Raw genomic sequence first — 17,875 nt, 5'->3', positions numbered from 1 at the left:
TTGTCCTGAACAAGTGAAAACTTACGAGGGGTTGAGAACGACGGCTCGGACAGCGCCCAGCGCAGGCTGAGGCTGCGGTATCCGGACAGCCACGAGATCGTGCGCTCGATCACCGTCTGCGGCGGCCCAACCGTTCGCCGGAGTTGATGCCTTTGCGTGCGATGCCCACGCCGATGCGTTGGCCTCGTCACCATTTTTGGCAGGAGGAGGATGTCGTGGGTCTTGTCGGCGTCGGCGTGGAGGCGTTGGGGCTTGAAGTAGCGACCGTTGTGGGGGCGCGTCTCGTTTGGTGACCGGCCACCATGGGCTTGAGGCCTTCGCTGTCATGGTCGTGTATGGAGTGCGCCAGGAGAAACCGTGAGTCGGGTCGAAAAACCGCGGCAACAGCTGGACCAGCGTGGACTTTCCGCTGCCCGCGCCGCGAGCAAGGGCCTGCCGATCGGCAGCACGGAACTCGGCGATGCCCTGCACCAAGTGCGCTCGCATGCCTTGGTTCTTGACGGCTCCGCAGTTGCCGAGACTGCCTACTGGATTCGGGACCGGTATGGGATGCACCGCTACAACACCGCTCACGACGCCCCGCTCGGCGAACCCGAGACACCGGTGCCGCCCCGGCTCGCCGTCCGGATGGACCATCAGCTCGCCGATCGCCCACTGCTGGGCGCGGAAGAGGCGCGGAACCCACGTCGGAGATCTTGATCATGACACTTTGATTGGTTCGGGACCGGCCGAGGTCGAGGAAGTGGATACCCCGGCGCATGATCTCGACCCAGCCGCTGCGCCGCGCGTACTCCGCCTCCTCCGCGCTGCCGTTGGCAGGAACGTGGTGAGGAATCCGTGCCAGGGACGCCCCGTACGTCGTCCATCAGATCGCGCTGCTCCAGGGTGCCCAGCCGCCGCTGGGTCCAGTACCCCAGAACGGCGCCGCCGCGGACACCAGAGTCACAACTCGACCCGTGCTTCGCTCCGGGCGTTGGCCCGGAACACCCGGTGCTTCTGTGCATGGGAGCCGACCCGAACCACATGATGCGCCTGACCCTCACCGAGACACCGCCCGGGAACAACTTCCACATCCCGGGCGGCCCTGTCCCGACACCCTTGATCATCGAGCTCGCCAACGGCAAAACGTGCACGTTCGCCGGGGGTGCCACCGACTCGCTCGCCGGCCGGCGCCTCAACTGTCTCTGCGACGGTGGCGGGAGTATGTATCGACCGTGGTACTGGTCGGCTCGACAGGGATGTTCGGCCCCGCGACTTCAAGCTGGCGGAGGCTCACTGTGCGTTGGGGGCTGCCCGGAGGGCAACCGGGCGTGTTTGGAATCAGGTGCGGCGGGCGGCCCAGACGGTGCGCTCGGTGCGCATCGTCAGGTCGTCGCGGCGCAGGATGCTGTGCGGGCTGCCGGTGTCGAGGAGCTGGTCGAGCGCGGTGAGGTCCTCGGGGGAGAGCGTTTCGGCGACGGCGCTGCGGATGCGCTGCAGGCCACCGAGGGCGTAGCGGCCGATCGCTTCGCTGCGGGAGCCCTCGATGTTCACGGCGATGGCGTGTTCGCCCTCGACCGTGAATCCGGCGGCGGTCAGCATCGGGCCCCAGTCGGCGCCGCGGTGGGGCATGTGCTCGGCGTTGAAGCGGTCGGTCGCGGCGTGGCAGCGCTCTTCCAGGCCGGGCCGGTCCTTGGGGGCGCTTTCGGGCAGGAATCGGGGGAAGCCTGCCAGTTCGACGACGGCGAACAGGCCGCCGGGGGTGAGCAGGTCGTGGACGGCGCGCAGTACGCGATCGGGATGGGCCATGTGGTGCATCGAGGCCGACGCCCACACCAGGTCCGGTGAGCCGAGGTCGGGCCAGGCGACGTCATCGAGGTCGGCCTGCACCGTGCTCACGCGCTCCTCCACGCCGCGGGCGCACGCCTTTGTGCGCAGGCGCTGAAGGTGTTTGGCGGACGCGTCGACGGCGGTGACGTGCGAATCGGGGAAGCGGTCGAGGAGGGCGAAGGTGCCCGCGCCCGTGCCGCAGCCCAGGTCCACGACGTGGAGTGGGCCGGTATGCAGCGGCAGCCATGCGGTGATGGAGGCGGTGTGCTCGGCGAGGACCTCGGCGTCCAGGTCGAGAATCTCCGCCTGGCCGTCGGTTCCGTGCTCCTGGTGGCGCCCGTGCGGAGCGCCGTGATGGGGGGTGTGCGGGTGCGCTTGGTTCATGCCTTCACACTAGAAAGGTTATGCGCCTGCGGCACAGTAGCTTCCCATTTACGCAAGACGATGGTCGGGTCTGCTGCCCGACACGCAAGATGTCACCGCCGCGGGGGGCGTCGTGCGGCCCGCGCCGTCATTCGGGAGTGCCCTGTGCGTCGCCGCCGCCCTCGCGCTGGTGGCCGCGGCGGGCGTCGCGGTCGAAGATGCCCAGGATCTCGCAGGGCCCGCCCTCGGCGCCGATCGCGTGCGGCATCATCGTGGGGAACTCGGCGGCCTGGTTGGTCTCGAGGCGGAAGCGGCGGTGGCCGAGCATGAGGATCGCAGTGCCGGACAGGACGACGAGCCATTCGCGCCCCGGGTGGGCACGCATGCGCGCCGGGTTCTCGGGCGGTGGTTCGGTCATGCTCTGGCGCACCACGCTCATGCCGGGGTCACCCTTTACGGGCCAGCGCATCCCGCCGTGGGTGCCGTCGATCATCGGGCTGGTGACTACGTCGTCAGCGGCGGTCTCCACGAGCTGATCCAGCGTGGTGTCCAGGGCGCGGGCGAGAGTGAGCAGCTGATCCAGTGCGAGGCGGCGCTGACCGTTCTCGATGCGGCTCAGTGAGGACTGGCTGAGGTGGGCGCGGGAGGCCAGTTCCTCCAGGGACCAGCCCTGCGCCACCCGCAGAGCGCGAATGCGTTTGCGTACGAGGCTGTCCAGCTCTCCATCTTCTTGCGTCATGAGCAACACAGTATGCCCATGATGCAAAGCGGGGTTAGCGTCGTGCGCAGATGGTCCGCAGCGTCTGGGGCCGCGCTCAAGGAAAGGCTTAGGAGGACATGGCTGTGACGACTTGTCCGTATGGCGAGGCGGAGCCGGAGGTGGCGGCTCGGCTTCGCCGGCTCGCCGAGCGCCAGGACGGTCCCCCCGTACGCAGGACTGGACCAATGCCGCGCGGTCCCCCATGATGACGGTGCCATGACAATGCACCTCCGGATGGTGACCATGCGCGGATCCTTCATCAGGGCCACACTGGCCGCCCTACTCCTCGTGGTGACCCCGGCGCCCATTGCCGAGGCAGCAGCCGGACGAGAGCCCGCCCCCCGGGCCGGCGCCCGACCCGAAATCGCCGCGACCGCGGCGGACTGGACGCCGCCGCTCAGCACGCGGGGTCGCTGGATCGTCGACGCGGACGGCGACCGCTTCAAGCTGCGGTCCGGCAACTGGCATGGAGCCAGCGGCACCTGGAACGGCTCGGGAAGCGCGGACGAGGACGCCGACCACCACGCGGGGGAGAACTCCGGCAGGATGCCGCTCGGCCTGGACCGTGCCCCCATGGCCGAGATCATCGCCGGCTTCCAGGAGATCGGGGTCAACAGCATCCGACTGCCCTTCTCCAACGAGATGATCCACGACAGCCGTCCCGTCACCGACGATTCCGTTGCCGCCAATCCCTCCCTGCGCGGCAAGACGCCACTACAGGTGTACGACGCCGTGGTACGGCAACTCACCACCGCCGGGCTCGCGGTGATCCTCAACAACCACACCAACACCACACGCTGGTGCTGCGGAGTCGACGGCAACGAACGCTGGAACGCGAGCCAGTCCACCGCGACCTGGGAGAACGACTGGCTCTTCATGGCCCGCCGCTACCGGGACAACCAGCGCGTCGTCGGCGCCGACCTCTACAACGAGGTGCGCCGCAATATCTGGGACGACCCCAACTGGGGCCTCGGCGACAACCACGACTGGTTCGCCGCCTCGCAGCGCGTCGGTGACCGCATCCTGAGGGAGATCGACTCCGACCTCCTGATCATTGTCGAGGGCATCAACTGGACCGGCATCCCCGTCGACGGTCTCCCGCACGAACGCCCCACCCTGGAGCCCGTACGTCGCCTCTCGCACACGCTCGTGGACTCCGGCAAGCTCGTGTACTCCGCTCACTTCTACGACTACACAGGACCGAACCACAGCGGCGCCACCGGTACGGGCGAAACCAGCGATCCGCGCTACCGCGACCTGAGCCCCGCCGAACTGATCGAGGTGCTGGACCGCCAGGCCTTCTTCGTGACCGCTGAGAGAGACAGGCACTTCACCGCTCCGCTGTGGATCAGCGAGTTCGGTGTCGGTGGCCGGGAAGAGACCGGGCAGAAGCAGCGAGCCTGGTTCGGGAACTTCGTCGACCACCTGATCCGTACCGACGCCGACTTCGCGTACTGGCCGCTGGTCGGCTGGCACGAGGACCGCACGGGCAACGGCTGGGCCCTGCTGCACTGGGACGCCGAAGGCCACCGCATGGGCCTCTACGACGGCGACGACTGGCGGGCCGCCGCCTGGACCCGGCTCATCAAGGCCCAGGGTCGCACCGGCCCGGTGGAGCCCGTAGCGGACTGGTCGATGCTCAGCCCCGATCACGGCGACTTCATCCAGTCGCGGCGGATACGGGCCCTGCCCGACTGGGACTCCGGCGCCCGCAAGGCCGTGTGCCCCGACGGACAGCGGCTGCTCGGCCTCAGCCACACCGGCAACCGGGGCCTGTGCTCGGACGTGTCCGCCGGGCCCTTGTGGGACCCGGCCGGCGGACGTGAGGTGGTCGTCGACGAGCGGCATGTCACGCCGGGCCACGACTGGGCGTCCGGATACACCAAACTCCAGTGCGCCGACGGCCACTTCCTGACCGGCTACAGCGTCCGCGGCTCCGCCGTCTCTGCCGCCCTGTGCGCGGCCGCTCCGGTCGGCAGGCTCGGCACGAGCGGCCGTACCGTCTGGTTCGACCGGGGCGACAACAGGGGCTCGGCCGCCAAGGGCGGCGACTTCGCGCAGGGCCACCACAAGGGCCAGTGCGCGGACGACGAGTACGCGGCCGGGATCGCGTACACAGGTCGGGTGTGCTCGGCACGGACTCCGGACGCGCTGTACTGCCGAAAACTGAGCTGACCGGCTGCGCCACCAGAGTCACCAAGCCGTCGCGCGCCAATGCGGACGAGGTGAGGTCGCCGATGACGCCGCGGGTCTGCGCGAGATGCGTGCTGAGGGCGTCGGCGGCCATCACCTGTCGGCGGGCCGCGTCCGGGCGCCGGTCTCAGTCGCGTTCGGAGGCCTGGAGCAGCATGCGGCTGCCGGCGAGTTCCTGGACCGGGGTGTCGTGTCGGTGGTCAGCTCGCCGATCGGGATCTGCCAGTGGACCGCCTCACGGAACAGTTCCTGCTTGCTGCCGAAGTACTGGATGACGGACGGCTTGTCCACGTCCACGTCCACGTCCACGTCCACGTCCACGTCCACGTCCACGTCCGCCTCGGCCGAGATGGCACGGATGGTGGCACGCTCTAGCCGACCTCGGCGAACTTCGGCGCGCGGCCTCAAGAATGCGGCGGCGCGTGCGCTCGCCCTTGCGCTCAGGACGCGCCTCACCGACGAGGGTCTCGAGTTCCGGACGAACCCTCCGCTCGGTGGCCCGACGCTCCCGCGGGCCCCGCCCGTCCGTCTTCCCCGCCCGGTCCTCTTCCGCGACATCAGCGGCAGCCACGCCGGCCTCCCCTGCCCGCACTCGATCTCGATGCTACAAGCGCGATCGCCAACGGACGCCAACCGGCTCAGGCTCCGGCGCCTCGCGGGTGGACAGCTCGTCCGGTCCGAACTCGAAGAGCACTGCGCCGAGTTGGCTGACCAGTGGGATGTCGAGGCCGTCGGTGCCGGTCAGGGTGGCGGGCTCGACGGCCGGGAAGCAGCGGCCGACCGGCGGCCTCCGCGCACCAGGATGTACTGGCGGTGGCCTTGACCACCCGCGGACCGCTCCTCGCTCACGATTCAGTCCGGCGCTGTCCGACCTATTGACTTCATTTCGAGTGTGTTATTACCGTCTCGCAGAATTTCGAACACGGTACAACGGCACCCTGAAGCAGACCCGGACGACCTGGCGTGAGGCGATGGGCTTCGCCCCCTGGGCGTTCAACCTGCCCGATGCTCAGTACTCGTCGGCGTGGAAGCACCTGACGGACCCCAAGCGGTTCGGAGCGCAGTTCGGCCCCACGACACTGGAGCGGGTGCACGACTTCGAGGCCGAACAGGCCGCGGTCACCCACGCCAACACCCAAAACTCGTCGACGGCCTCCAACGGCAAGTACGTCGGGCAGATCGACTTCGCCGACAGCGAGGTCACCTTCACCGTGGACGCGCCCGGCAACGGTACGTACCCGGTGACCGTCCACTACGCCAACGGGACCACCAGCCCGTCGACCCACAGCGTCATCGTGAACGGCGACACCGCCAACCCGGTCGCCGTCACCTACGCCCCCACCGGCACGTGGGGGGAGTTCGCGGAGTCGAAGTCCGTCACCGTGCAGGTCCCGATGAAGACCGGGGCCAACACGCTGAAGTTCACCAAGGAAACGGGTTTCGCCGAGCTCGACCGGATCACGGCGAACCCCTACTTCAACTACCAGGCCATCCCGGCGACGCAGAAGCGCGACGACGCCAACTGCTGCCACTGGAACGGCCCGAGCTGGCCGTACGCGACCAGCCAGATCCTCACCGGTATGGCAAACCTGCTCCAGGACTACCCGGCGCAGAACCACGTCACCAAGCAGAACTACCAGACCATGCTCAGCCAGTTCGCCAAGCTGCAGCACAAGGACGGCAAGCCCTACATCGCCGAGGCAGCCAACGGTGACACAGGCGACTGGATCTACGACGGCTTCAACTTCAGCGAGCACTACAACCACTCCAGCTTCAACGACCTGGTTCTCTCCGGCCTGCTCGGTATCAAGCCCCAGGCCGGCAATACGCTGGTGCTGAAGCCGCTGATCCCGTCCACCTGGGACTACTTCGCGGTGGAGAACGTGCCCTACCACGGGCACAACCTCTCGATCCGGTGGGACCGGGACGGCTCGCACTACGGCAAGGGCAGCGGCCTGCAGATCTTCCAGGACGGTGTGCGCATCCACCAGTCCGCGACGGTCGGCAACACCACTGTGAACGTGTCCGCCCCGGTGACCCCAGCGGCGAAGCAGCGGCTGATGAACGTGGCGGCCAACCCGCTGACCGCCGAACAGGACTGGCTCCGCCGCACCATCACCCAGCCTTACCCGAAGGCCTTCGCCTCCTACACCAACACCGTCTCCAACGGTCCGCACTGCCACAGCGGCCAGAGCTGTAAGCCCACCACCTTCGACGCCCCGCTGCGGGCCACCGACGGCTGGATCCGCTACGACAAGATCCCCGACGACCGGTGGACCAACTCCGGCTCACCGAACGCCACCGAACACCTCGGCGTCGACTTCGGCGCGCCCCGGAAAATCAACGAAGTCAAGATCTACACCTACGACGACGGCGCGAACATCCGGGTCCCGGCGAGCTACAACGTCCAGTACCTCAAGGACGGCGCATGGGTGTCTGTTCCCGGCCAGGTCAAAAGCCCGGCCACACCCATCGCCAACAACGCGAACGAAGTGACCTTCCCGACCGTCACGACCTCGCAGTTCCGGGTCGTCTTCACCCCCCAGGCGGGCAAGTTCGTCGGCGTCACCGAGCTGGAATCCTGGTACCCGGAGACACCGGCCGTGAAAATCGTCAACAGGAACAGCAACCTGGAGCTCGGCATCGTCGGCTCCTCGATCGCCCCCGGAGGCGCTGTCCAGCAACAGGCGGCCAACACCACGGCCAACCACCGGTGGAAGGTCGTTCCCGCCGAGAACGGCTACTACAAGATCTTCAACAACAACAGCGGGCAGGTGCTCGGCATCCAGGGGGCTTCCACCACGGCCGGTGCCACCGCGCTTCAGTGGGGGGACACCCTCACGTCCGACCACCTCTGGTCCCTGGTGGACGCCGGCGGCGGCTACAGCAAGATCGTCAACAAGAACAGCGGCCTGGTCCTGGGCATCCAGGGGGCCTCCACCGCGGCCGGTGCCCCAGCCCTGCAGTGGGACGACAACGGCACCGCCGACCATCTGTGGCGACTCGTCACCGATGACGGCGCCACACCGTTCAACTCATAGCCGGCGCACCACCGCCTACCGGGCTTCGGGACTCCCGAAGCCCGGTAGGGACCGTGCAGGGGCCGGTGTCTGCGAGGTGCCGGAGATCCCCTTCGCAGCGCAGTGGGCTGGGGGGAGCGCGACACCTCGGCGGCCTTGGGGTCGCCGCCGATCACTCCGCCGAACCAGTAGCCGGAGCAGCTCATCGCCTTCCGCCCTGCCTGGTAGGTGGGCCAGTCCCAGCCGTCCGGGTTGGGGTTGGCGACGTTGGGGCCGATGTCGGCCCGCGCGTACTCCAGGTGCCACTTCAGCGCCTTGAGCACTTCGGGCGAGGAGAAGTCGACCCGAGGCCAGGTCCTCGGCGAACAGACTGCCTCCGGCCGACGCGATCATCCCCATGCACTGGGAGAAGACGCCCAGTCCCGTGGCGTTCAACCCGTACACCTTCACCTTGCCGAGCCTGCGCTTGACCATTCGCTTGCCCAGATCCAGCCACTCGTCGTAAGAGAGCGGCACGGTCTCGCTGGGGTGCTCCAGCTTCGCGGCGTCATCGTCGTCTTCGACCGAGGCGGCACAGCCGGGCTGGGCTGTCGCGGTGAGCGCGGCACCGGCGGAGGCGGAATAGTCCCCGCACCCGTCTTGACATGCCCGTAACGCGAGGTAAATTTTATCGATACAAACCCGCGCTGGACGAGCTGCTTGGAAGGGCATGACGCCGAGCTTGACGTGCACGGCTTCGCCGACTCCGGGTCTCATCGGCCTATGCCCCGAAGCCGGTGCCAGTGCCGCACGGCACCGCACCGCTCACACACCACCACACCACCACACCAACCCTGGAGTACATCCGTGGCCACCACCGCCACCGCGATCATCAGCCTCGACATCGAGGGTCCGAAGATCAGCCGCCACCTCTACGGACACTTCGCCGAGCATCTCGGCCGCTGCATCTACGGCGGCTTCTGGGTCGGGGAGGACTCTCCGATACCCAACGAGGGCGGCATCCGCCTCGACGTCGTGCAGGCCCTGCGTGCCCTGAACATCCCCAACCTGCGCTGGCCCGGCGGTTGTTTCGCCGACGAGTACCACTGGAAGGACGGCATCGGCCCCAGGGACCAGCGCCCCAGGATGGTCAACACCCACTGGGGCAACGTTGAGGAGAACAACCACTTCGGCACCCACGAGTTCATGGCCCTGTGCGAGCTGCTCGGCGCCGAACCGTACCTCAACGGCAACGTGGGCAGCGGCACGGTCCAGGAGATGAGCGAGTGGGTCGAATATCTCACCCGCGAGGGCGACAGCCCCATGGTGCGGCTGCGCAAGGCCAACGGCCGCGATGAGCCCTGGCGCGTGAAGTTCTGGGGTATCGGCAACGAGACATGGGGCTGCGGCGGCAATATGCGCGCCGAGTACTCCGCCGACCTGGCCCGGCAGTACGCCACATACTGCCGGGACCACGGCGACAACAAGCTCTACCGCATCGCCTCGGGCGCGGCCGACGCGGACTACGCGTGGACCCAGACGCTGATGCAGCAGATCAACTGCTTCGGCTGCGAGGCCACCCCGCGCACCTTCTTCCAGGGGATCTCCGTCCACCACTACACGATGGCCGGCGCCTGGGAGACAAAGGGCAGCGCCACCGTCTTCGACACGGACGACTACTACCGCACGATGGTCTCCGCCCAGAAGATCGACCGTATCCTCACCGGCCACTCCACGGTCATGGACTGCTACGACCCCGGCCGGAAGGTCGGCCTGGTCCTGGACGAGTGGGGCACTTGGTGGGACGTCGAGCCAGGCACCAACCCCGGCTTCCTGTACCAGCAGAACACCATGCGCGACGCACTCGTGGCCAGCACGCACTTCGACATCTTCCACAAGCACGCCGAGCGCCTGTACATGGCCAACATCGCCCAGACCGTCAACGTCCTCCAGGCGATGGTCCTCACCGACGGCGACGCGCTGGTCCTCACCCCGACCTACCACGTGTTCGAGATGAACAAGGGCCACCAGGACGCCGCCTCGCTCTCCGTCCACCTGCACACCGACAACGCCCGCCGCCCGGTGGGGGACGCCGAACTGGACACTCTGTCCGTCTCGGCCAGCGTCAAGGACGGCACCGTTCTCATCTCTCTGTCCAACCTCGACGCCGAGGACCCCGCCGAGGTGACGCTCGACCTGCGCGGCCACTCCATCGGTGAGCCGACCGCCCGCATCCTGACGGCCGACGGGCTCCAGGCCCACAACACCCCACAGACATCGGAAGCGGTCTGCCCGCGCCCCTTCGACGCCCTGAAGGCCACCGACCGGGGCCTGGCCCTGACGCTGCCGGCCCACTCGTTCCTCACCGTCCAGGCCCCGCTGGCCTGACCACCGCCACCACCCCTGACGAGCACCAACCGAGGAGTTGTGACCGATGGGAACCGCTGAAAGTGAATCCGCGAGATCCGCCGAGACGGTCGTCGAGGTGGACGCGGCGGCGCCGGGCACTGCCATCTCGCCCGATCTGTTCGGCGTGTTCATCGAGGACCTCAACCACACGGCGGACGGCGGTCTTTACGCCGAGCTGGTGCAGAACCGGTCCTTCGAGTACAGCCCCGCCCACCGGCCCGAATGGCACGCTCTGACCGCCTGGGAGCTACTGGAGACTCTTCGCCCGCCTGGCTGATCCACGACATGGAGGACGATCCGGCGGCCCCGGAGGTCTTCGCCGTCTCGGCCGTCCGCGACAGCTCAGCCGATGACGTGATCGTCAAGATCGCCAACTCGACGTCCGAGCCCGTCACCGTCTGTCTCCGGCTGACCGGCGCGGATGTCGGCACCGGTTTCGAGCGGACCGTCCGCGCCGCGCCTCCCCACACCACCAGCCGGTTCGGGCCCGCCCGGCCTCCCCCGTCGAGGACCGGCTGCCCGGGCCGGTCTGAGATCTCCGCCTACGCCCTGGCCATCGCCCGCAGCGGCCGGCCCATCGAGCTGAGCCTCTCCCCCGGCACCGACGTTTCCCTCGCCCACCGCGACCACCTGCGGGAGACCGCGACCATGTGGCGCGTCTGCGACGACCTGTGGGATCGGTGGGAGGACGTCGAGGCCCAGTTCGCCCGCATGGGCCCGGTGGGCCCCGTGGCAGAGCGCAGCGTCGATGGGCGGCTCCGCCGCGGGCGGCTGGGCGGACGCCACATGCTGCCCCTGGGCCGCACCGGTATCGGGGCCGAGAACGGCGACGACCGTCTCAGCGCCCTTACCCGCCCGGAGCAGATCAGCCTGCTGACACTGTGGCTGATGTCCCGCTCCCCGCTGATGATGGGCGGCGACCTGCCGACCAGCCTGCCGGAGACGATCGAGCTGCTCACCAACGACGAAGCGCTCGATGCCCTGTGGCACAGCAGGGACAACCGCGAGGTCCTCCGCGAGAAGGACCTCGTCCTGTGGACCGCCGCGACACCGACGGGCGTGCGCGCCACGCCGCCGTGTTCTCCCTGTCCGGCGCCTCGCCTACCTCACCGTGGAGCTCGGCTCCATCGGTGCCCGGCCCGACGACCGCATCCGAGAGCTGTGGACCCACACCGACATCCCTCACGACGGCCATTGTGTGCGCGCCGGCCTCCCCGCCCACGGCGCGGCCCTCTACCGCCTCACCCCACCCGACACCACCGACTGACCGGGGCGGGGCCCTGCCCCGCGTACCCGAGGCAGGGCTGAGGTGTAATGGTGTCGAGTGGGTCTTGAGACCGCAGAGCGGGGGCGAACGTGGCAACGATCCAGGATGTCGCGAAGGCGGCCGGAGTCTCGGCGATGACCGTCTCGAACGTCATCAACGATCATCCCAACGTGCGCAGGGCGACGCGGGAGAAGGTCCTCGACGCGATGGCCCGGCTCGACTACCGCGTCAACGTGGCGGCCCGCAATCTGCGCAAGGGCCGAACCGGCACCGTCGGTCTCGCCGTCCCCGAGGTGAGCAGCCCCTACTACGGCCAGTTGGCCGCCGCCATCATCACCTCGGCCGAGCGGTACAGCCTCCGGGTGAGCATTGAGCAGACCGGCGCCTCGCGGGAGAACGAGCTGGACGTGCTGTCCCTGTCGCGGAACCGGCTCTATGACGGGCTCATCCTCAGCACTGTGGGTATGGGGTCGGCCGACGTCGAGCGGCTCAAGGTGGATTACCCGGTGGTCATCCTGGGCGAGCGGATCTTCGACGGTCCGGTGGACCATGTCGCCATGCCGAACGTCGACGGGTCATGGGCGGCCACCCGCCACCTGATCGAGCGCGGCTGCCGACGCATCGCGATCGTGCGCGGGCCGGTGGGGGAAGAAGTCGATGTGTCCAGCCTCCGCTTCACCGGCTACGAGCAGGCGCTGCGGAGCGCCGGCCTGCCCGTGGACCCCGACCTCGTGCAGAGCATGGAGACGCTCACCATGCGCGCGGGTGCGCGACACGCCCGGGGGATGGTGGAGAGCGGGCTCGACTTCGACGGCGTGTTCTGCGTGACGGACACCGTGGCCATGGGTGTGCTCCGCGGTCTGGCCGACGCCGGGGTACCGGTGCCGGGTCACGTCAAGGTGATCGGTTTTGACAATGTCGAGGAGAGCGAGTTCCTCATCCCCTCGCTGTCCACCGTCGACCCGGACCACGACATGATGGCGCAGCGGGCGGTCGACCTGCTGGCCAGGCGGATCGAGCAGCCCGAGCCGGGGGTGGACCGCGAAGAGTTCGTCAGCCACTTCTCCGTGGTGATCCGGGAGTCGACGGGCGGCTGAACCGGAGGCTCTGATGCAGATGCTGATCAGGCGGTGGGGCGCAGCTGCCATTGCCGGCAGTTGTTGTTCAGCCAGGTCCACTGGCGTACGTCGGTGCCGTTGGCGGTCCCGCGGTTCACCACGTCCGCGACCTTGCCGCTGCCGGCGTTCACGAGCCGCACATAGTCACCGGTGGCGGTGTACACCAGGCGGTACTTTTGGCAGTTGTTGTTCAGCCGGGGCCACTGCTGGATGTCGGCACCGTCGGCGGTGGAGCAGCTGGCGGTGTCCATGACCTTGCCGGTGGCGACGTTCACCAGGCGGCTGGTGTCGTTGCCGAGGCCCTCGATCCGCCATTTCTGATTGGCCCCGCCGTTGCAGCTCCACTGGGCGATGTTGGTGCCGTCGGCCGTGTTGCCGCCCACAACGTCCAGGCACTTGCCGCTGTTGCGGTTGACCAAGGTGTAGGCGGTCGGTGTGGCAGCGGTCTCACCGGACGGACCCGGCATCGAGGTGCCCAGCGCCACCGGTGTGCCGAAGTTCGGGGTGCCGTCGGCGTTCCAGGTGACCAGCCCTTCGGTGAAACCTGTCCGGGGCGACCTTGCGGCCTTCCTCGATGGCCGCGATCGCTTCGGCGGGGCGCCCGGCGTCCAGCAGGAGTTCCGGCACGACCGCGTGCGGGCTGAGGGAGTTAAAGACCGAGCCACGGGCCCGATCGGCCTTCGCCCGGTCCGCCGAGCGACGGCACGAGGCACGTCGCACGCTGGAGCTCCTGCTCGGCAGCGGCAGCGGTACCGGTACCGGTACCGGTACCGGGAACACCGGCGGAGGAGCCGCTCAGCCCTCCACCGCCGTTCCCGCAGCCGTCGGCGTCCCCGTCTCCGCGCTCTCCCCCGTGATCGCTGGACACCGCAGCACCCCGCCCGCCCGCGCCAGGGCCCGCAACAGGTCGTGCGGATGGCGGTGCGGCAGCCGGGCTCCCGTACGACTGGTGAACAGCAGGCCGCCGCCCGCCGCGTCCCGGGGCGCGACGCGGGTCGGGAGGTAGGCGTCGACGGCCCGCCGTACCAACGGATGCAGCGGGACGAGGCGTTCCCCCGCGCGGGTGTCAGGCAGGCGTACCGCGTATCGCCCCCGGTCGGTGGTGAGGTCGTCGAGACGGAGGTCGAGGAGCTGGGCGGAGCGCAGGGCCAGGCCGATGAGGAGGTAGCCGCAGGCGCGGTCCCGGAGCGGGTGGCGGGAGTCGGCACGGCTCCAGCGGTCGAGGGCGGCCAGCAGCGCCGCGATCTGCTGCGGGTCCAGGCCGGAGGCGGTGAGCTGGGCCGGGTTGGTGAGCTGGGGCCGCTGTTCGGCGGGGTTGTACGGGAGCGCGCCGCGGGTGAGGGCGTACGCGTAGAGGGACCGTACGGCGGAGATCCGGTGGGCGGTGGCCCGGCGCGGGCCGTCGGGGCGATGCGCCCACAGGGCGATGTGCTGGGCGGCGACCTTGTCCCAGGCCAGGCCCTGTTCGCGGCAGGACGCCAGCCACCGGCCGCCGTCCCGGCGGTAGTTCTCGTGCGTCCGCGCCGGGTACGTGCGTGCCGCGAGCCACTCGTCCAGCAACCGCTCCGGGTCCCAGCCCTCAACCACACACGCCTCCTCGGTCCTGTGGCACCGGCCCCGTGCCACGGGTCGAGATGCTGGAGGTGCCGAGGTGTCACGCGCAAGTCGACCAGCGCGTAAGCACGCAGGGAGCGCGCACCGCGTCCGCGCACCCCCCTTCCATAGCCGGCCCGACCCACCGCGCACGGGCGCCACCGAACGGTTTTCCGACCAGACCAATACCGCAGGTCGTTACGTTGACGCAGACTGGTGCGCGTCCTCAGTCAGCTGGTCAAAGGTGGCTGTGACATCGCCGGAATGGTAGTAAGCGCGGCCGGCGTCGGTGTAACGGCGCCATCGGTACATATGGGCATAGCGGTATACAGTACCTTTCGGAATCCGCCAGACACTGGCAATGTCATTGGCTGTCAGACCGGCCATCACGGTGTCGCGATTCAAGCGCTTTCTCCTCGACTTCGTATCTGGCGAGCGAGCTTTGTCCACCAAGTGACCGGCCACGAGTGGCCGGGAGAAAAGGTGCAAATGATTTCGGAGGGAAGAAGATCGCCATGAGGGCGTATGAGAGCTACCAAGTCACCGTCGCAGTCACCGTTGGGACAGCAGCCGATGTGTACTCGTCGCACGCTGTTTGGATAAGCAATGTTGCGTGCGGTTACTGTGAGGTCTTTGATTTCGTCTGCCATATCGCCTGCGGCAGGGTGGCGGGTCAGCCACTCAACATGTCGACACAGGAATTGAGCGAGTGCTGCGAAGTCTCGGGCCGGGGGCTCCAGTCGGCGTTTGTCCACGACGAAGCCTGCCCAGGACGCCAAGGTCGTACGAATGGCAGATCGTATCTCGACAGCGGCAGGGTTCATCAAGTCGGTAGTGGCGCTTCTCCTGGGCACCTTCCGTATCTCCCGCACTACGTTTGGGCCTGCACCTCTGTCGCAGTCGGAGTACAGCGCGGGCAGACTCAACAGATCATTTACGAGACGGTCCCGACACGTCATACACAAGAATCCCCCAGCTCTTCCTGGCCCTTCCCCTGCGCTTCCGTTCCGTGCAGTTCGACATGATGCGGTTCGACATAACTCGCGGCTTGCCAACATTCCCCCATCAGTGTGCATGTGCTCGGTTGGTCCGCGGAACGCCGGCGGGACCGTAATCGGACCCCGCAGCGGCCGCTCGCCCGCCGTGCGCAGAAGGCTGGCCTACAATGATCGAGACCGACGGACTCGTCAAAGAGGTTACGTCGTCTGTTACTGAACCCTTCTCATCTTGAGCGCCACTTGAGCGCCAGGTGATCTCGACGGTTTGCACGGCGGTGGCTGTTGGGGCTAATGCGGTTGCTGCCGCAGCGGGCTTTGCGGAACATCCGCCGCCGTTTCAGCCGGGCGAAGCCCCGCTCACCCGCCGCTCAGGTCACGGCCGCAGGTCACGGCCGCAGTAGGGGGTGCGGAAGCCGGCGTTCGCGCCCGCGGTGAAGGGCATGCTGCTCCGTGCCATGCAGTCGCTTGACGCGACCCCGTCCCGGGCGGCCGGGCGTCCGACGCCAATGAGGGTGGCGGATGCGGGGCCGGTCCAGTCGCCGTGACCGAGCAGGTACGGGCGCGGCTCGTCCGCAGCCCGGGTGCCGGTGGTGGGGAGGTGGCCGCGCCACCCCCGCCCCCCAGCCCGAGCGGTGCGAGGTGCAAGAGCGCGGGCCGGAAGCCGGTGCTCACCGGATGACCGCGTCCGCCTCGGCGCGTGTGCCGTCTGCCGTCTGCCGTCTGCCGTCTGCCGTCTGCCCATTCGGCGCCGTCGGAGGTAAGGCGGGTGAACATCGGCTGGGCTTTGAGCGGTCCGGCATCGCGGGCCTCGCGTACAGGCGGTACGGCGACGTTGTCGCCCAAGGGGGCCACGCCGCCGGTGTCGGTCGTGCCTTCGTCGAGCACGCGGCGGCGCGCGGTGGCCGCGTCGAAGAGGGCGCGGCCGTCGCTGTCGTCGGCGAGAAAGCGGGGCGGGCGCCGGGTGACCCAGGTCAACTCGGGTCGTACGCCAGGTCGGCGGCGGTCTGCGCGCCGGAGTTTTCGCCGCCCACCACAATGACGCGCTGCGCCGCAAAGTCGTGCTGCGCGCGGTATTCGACGGTGTGCGGCTGACGGCCGCGAAACGCGCCCCGGCCGGGTACGGCGGGCCGGAAGGGCCGCCACCAGGTGCCGGTCGCGCTGATCCGTACGGGCCGGTGGATCGGCAGCTCGTACCGCTGCTCGTACGCGGAGAGGTAGTCGACCACGTGGGCCCCGTCCGGGTAGGTTTCGCCGCTCTGTACGGGCATGGGCCGCCCCGGCAGCGAGGAGTACGCGGCCGGGGAGGACAGGCGCAGTGAGTCCCAGGCGTACTGCCAGGCGCCGCCCGCGCCGGCCTGGGCGTCGAGGATGACGAAGTCCAGGCCGGGGCGGGCGCAGGTGGCGACCTGGGTGCTGCGGGCAGCCGGGCTCACGCGCCGTCGCGCCCGCGGCCGAAGATGAGCACTACCAGGGCCAGGCCCAGGGCGGCGCCGATCAGCTGCATGCCGATGAAGCCGGGGACGGATCCGGGGGCGATGCCCGCGAAGGTGTCGGAGAAGGCGCGGCCGATGGTGACCGCCGGGTTGGCGAAGGAGGTGGAGGAGGTGAACCAGTAGGCGGCGCCGATGTAGGAGGCGACCGCGACCGGTGCGAAGTGCAGCCGGTCGGTGCGGGCGAGCCCGAAGATCAGCAGGATCAGCCCGGCGGTGGCGACGACCTCGCCGAGCAGCAGGTGTCCGGCCGAGCGGTCGTGGGTGGACCATTTCACCACCGGCTCGGCGAACATGGCGTTCGCCAGCACGGCGCCGCCGATCGCCCCGGCGATCTGGGCGGGGACGTACCAGAGCACTTCGCGGGCGGTGACACCCGAGCCGCCGCGCCGGGCGGTCCACCACTCGGCGAGCGTGACCACCGGGTTGAAGTGCGCGCCGGAGACCGGGCCGAGCAGCACGATGAGCACACCGAGACCGAAGACCGTGGCGAGGGAGTTGGCCAGCAGCTGCACGCCCACGTCCTGGCTCAGCTCGGTGGCCTGGATGCCGGATCCGACCACGACGGCCACCAGCGCGGCCGTGCCGACCAGTTCGGCGGCGGCCCGGCGGATCAGCGGGACGCGCGGCGGCGGCGCGCCGGGCGCGGGCTGCGAACCCGCGGCGGCTACGGCGGACTCCGTCGCGGTCTCGGATGTGGCGTCGGTGGTGCTCAACACGGGCTCCTCAGGCGGGACAAAGGGGGTTAGGGCGTGTTTTGAAGTAGCGCCGTCCGCCCGTAGGGCGGGCCCTGCGGCGTCTGGTGCGTGCAGTCGCAAGGCGGTGGGGGCACTCCCCCTCGCTCCGCTGGGGGGACCCCCACCAGGCGGAGCTCTG

The 17,875-nt window shown here is 68.9% G+C and carries 12 protein-coding genes and 3 pseudogenes; 7 read left to right on the top strand and 8 right to left on the bottom strand.

Annotated features, from left to right (window positions below):
• Nucleotides 1-56: 56 nt before the first annotated feature.
• A pseudogene (locus ACIHCQ_RS16850) lies at nucleotides 57-328 on the bottom strand (IS5/IS1182 family transposase); the annotation flags it as partial.
• A gap of 29 nt (nucleotides 329-357) precedes the next feature.
• On the opposite strand from ACIHCQ_RS16850, the gene ACIHCQ_RS16845 reads away from it, so the two are divergent.
• Complete coding sequence (locus ACIHCQ_RS16845) at nucleotides 358-699, top strand: hypothetical protein (protein WP_399663106.1); 342 nt, start codon at nucleotides 358-360, stop codon at nucleotides 697-699.
• Nucleotides 700-1,320: 621 nt separating this feature from the next.
• On the opposite strand, the gene ACIHCQ_RS16840 is transcribed toward ACIHCQ_RS16845, so the two are convergent.
• Both ACIHCQ_RS16840 and ACIHCQ_RS16835 read right to left on the bottom strand, forming a co-directional pair.
• On the bottom strand, nucleotides 1,321-2,193 hold the full coding sequence (locus ACIHCQ_RS16840) for a class I SAM-dependent methyltransferase (protein WP_399662621.1): 873 nt from the start codon (nucleotides 2,191-2,193) through the stop codon (nucleotides 1,321-1,323).
• Nucleotides 2,194-2,320: 127 nt separating this feature from the next.
• A complete protein-coding gene (locus tag ACIHCQ_RS16835) occupies nucleotides 2,321-2,911 on the bottom strand; it encodes a helix-turn-helix domain-containing protein (protein ID WP_399662619.1) in 591 nt (196 codons plus the stop codon).
• Nucleotides 2,912-3,166: 255 nt separating this feature from the next.
• Between ACIHCQ_RS16835 and ACIHCQ_RS16830 the strand changes: the two genes are divergently transcribed.
• On the top strand, nucleotides 3,167-5,107 hold the full coding sequence (locus ACIHCQ_RS16830; RefSeq protein WP_399663062.1) for a glycoside hydrolase family 5 protein: 1,941 nt from the start codon (nucleotides 3,167-3,169) through the stop codon (nucleotides 5,105-5,107).
• Nucleotides 5,108-5,218: 111 nt separating this feature from the next.
• Here the strand turns inward: ACIHCQ_RS16830 and ACIHCQ_RS16825 are convergent, their stop codons facing one another.
• Nucleotides 5,219-5,458 carry a hypothetical protein gene (locus ACIHCQ_RS16825; RefSeq protein WP_399662617.1) on the bottom strand — a complete coding sequence of 80 codons (240 nt, stop codon included), beginning with the start codon at nucleotides 5,456-5,458 and terminating at the stop codon, nucleotides 5,219-5,221.
• Nucleotides 5,459-5,535: 77 nt separating this feature from the next.
• Between ACIHCQ_RS16825 and ACIHCQ_RS16820 the strand changes: the two genes are divergently transcribed.
• The 5 genes from ACIHCQ_RS16820 to ACIHCQ_RS16800 all read left to right on the top strand — a co-directional run bounded on the left by ACIHCQ_RS16820 (nucleotide 5,536) and on the right by ACIHCQ_RS16800 (nucleotide 12,897).
• Complete coding sequence (locus tag ACIHCQ_RS16820; protein WP_399662615.1) at nucleotides 5,536-8,166, top strand: MGH1-like glycoside hydrolase domain-containing protein; 2,631 nt, start codon at nucleotides 5,536-5,538, stop codon at nucleotides 8,164-8,166.
• A gap of 825 nt (nucleotides 8,167-8,991) precedes the next feature.
• The gene (locus ACIHCQ_RS16815) at nucleotides 8,992-10,512 is read left to right on the top strand and encodes an alpha-N-arabinofuranosidase (RefSeq protein ID WP_399662613.1); all 1,521 of its coding nucleotides are present in this window, start codon (nucleotides 8,992-8,994) and stop codon (nucleotides 10,510-10,512) included.
• Nucleotides 10,513-10,558: 46 nt separating this feature from the next.
• Nucleotides 10,559-10,810: a hypothetical protein gene (locus tag ACIHCQ_RS16810; RefSeq protein ID WP_399662611.1), complete on the top strand. Its 252-nt coding sequence runs from the start codon at nucleotides 10,559-10,561 to the stop codon at nucleotides 10,808-10,810.
• A gap of 699 nt (nucleotides 10,811-11,509) precedes the next feature.
• Nucleotides 11,510-11,800 (top strand): hypothetical protein, encoded by a 291-nt coding sequence (locus ACIHCQ_RS16805; RefSeq protein ID WP_399662609.1) that lies wholly within the window; start codon nucleotides 11,510-11,512, stop codon nucleotides 11,798-11,800.
• Between the two features lie 89 nt (nucleotides 11,801-11,889).
• Nucleotides 11,890-12,897, top strand: coding sequence for a LacI family DNA-binding transcriptional regulator (locus tag ACIHCQ_RS16800; protein WP_399662607.1), 1,008 nt, complete (start codon nucleotides 11,890-11,892; stop codon nucleotides 12,895-12,897).
• Between the two features lie 26 nt (nucleotides 12,898-12,923).
• Here ACIHCQ_RS16800 and ACIHCQ_RS16795 read toward each other — a convergent pair.
• The 4 genes and pseudogenes from ACIHCQ_RS16795 to ACIHCQ_RS16780 form a co-directional block, all read right to left on the bottom strand.
• Nucleotides 12,924-13,442: pseudogene (locus ACIHCQ_RS16795) on the bottom strand (RICIN domain-containing protein); the annotation flags it as partial.
• A 271-nt stretch (nucleotides 13,443-13,713) separates the two neighbouring features.
• Nucleotides 13,714-14,505: a tyrosine-type recombinase/integrase gene (locus tag ACIHCQ_RS16790; protein ID WP_399662605.1), complete on the bottom strand. Its 792-nt coding sequence runs from the start codon at nucleotides 14,503-14,505 to the stop codon at nucleotides 13,714-13,716.
• Between the two features lie 1,377 nt (nucleotides 14,506-15,882).
• Nucleotides 15,883-16,900, bottom strand: a pseudogene (locus ACIHCQ_RS16785) (NAD(P)-binding domain-containing protein); the annotation flags it as partial.
• Between the two features lie 38 nt (nucleotides 16,901-16,938).
• On the bottom strand, nucleotides 16,939-17,715 hold the full coding sequence (locus ACIHCQ_RS16780) for an aquaporin (RefSeq protein WP_399662603.1): 777 nt from the start codon (nucleotides 17,713-17,715) through the stop codon (nucleotides 16,939-16,941).
• Nucleotides 17,716-17,875 lie beyond the last annotated feature (160 nt).

This window comes from Streptomyces sp. NPDC052236 (assembly GCF_044548015.1).
Taxonomy (GTDB): domain Bacteria; phylum Actinomycetota; class Actinomycetes; order Streptomycetales; family Streptomycetaceae; genus Streptomyces.
This window is presented reverse-complemented; position numbering and strand designations above follow the sequence as displayed.

Excerpts from the sequence above, each read along its gene's own strand:
- ACIHCQ_RS16840 (WP_399662621.1), bottom strand. The coding sequence starts at position 2,193 with ATGAACCAAGCGCACCCGCACACCCCCCATCACGGCGCTCCGCACGGG.
- ACIHCQ_RS16820 (WP_399662615.1), top strand. The coding sequence starts at position 5,536 with ATGCGGCGGCGCGTGCGCTCGCCCTTGCGCTCAGGACGCGCCTCACCG.
- ACIHCQ_RS16830 (WP_399663062.1), top strand. The coding sequence starts at position 3,167 with ATGGTGACCATGCGCGGATCCTTCATCAGGGCCACACTGGCCGCCCTA.
- ACIHCQ_RS16805 (WP_399662609.1), top strand. The coding sequence starts at position 11,510 with ATGCCCTGTGGCACAGCAGGGACAACCGCGAGGTCCTCCGCGAGAAGG.
- ACIHCQ_RS16835 (WP_399662619.1), bottom strand. The coding sequence starts at position 2,911 with ATGACGCAAGAAGATGGAGAGCTGGACAGCCTCGTACGCAAACGCATT.
- ACIHCQ_RS16810 (WP_399662611.1), top strand. The coding sequence starts at position 10,559 with ATGGGAACCGCTGAAAGTGAATCCGCGAGATCCGCCGAGACGGTCGTC.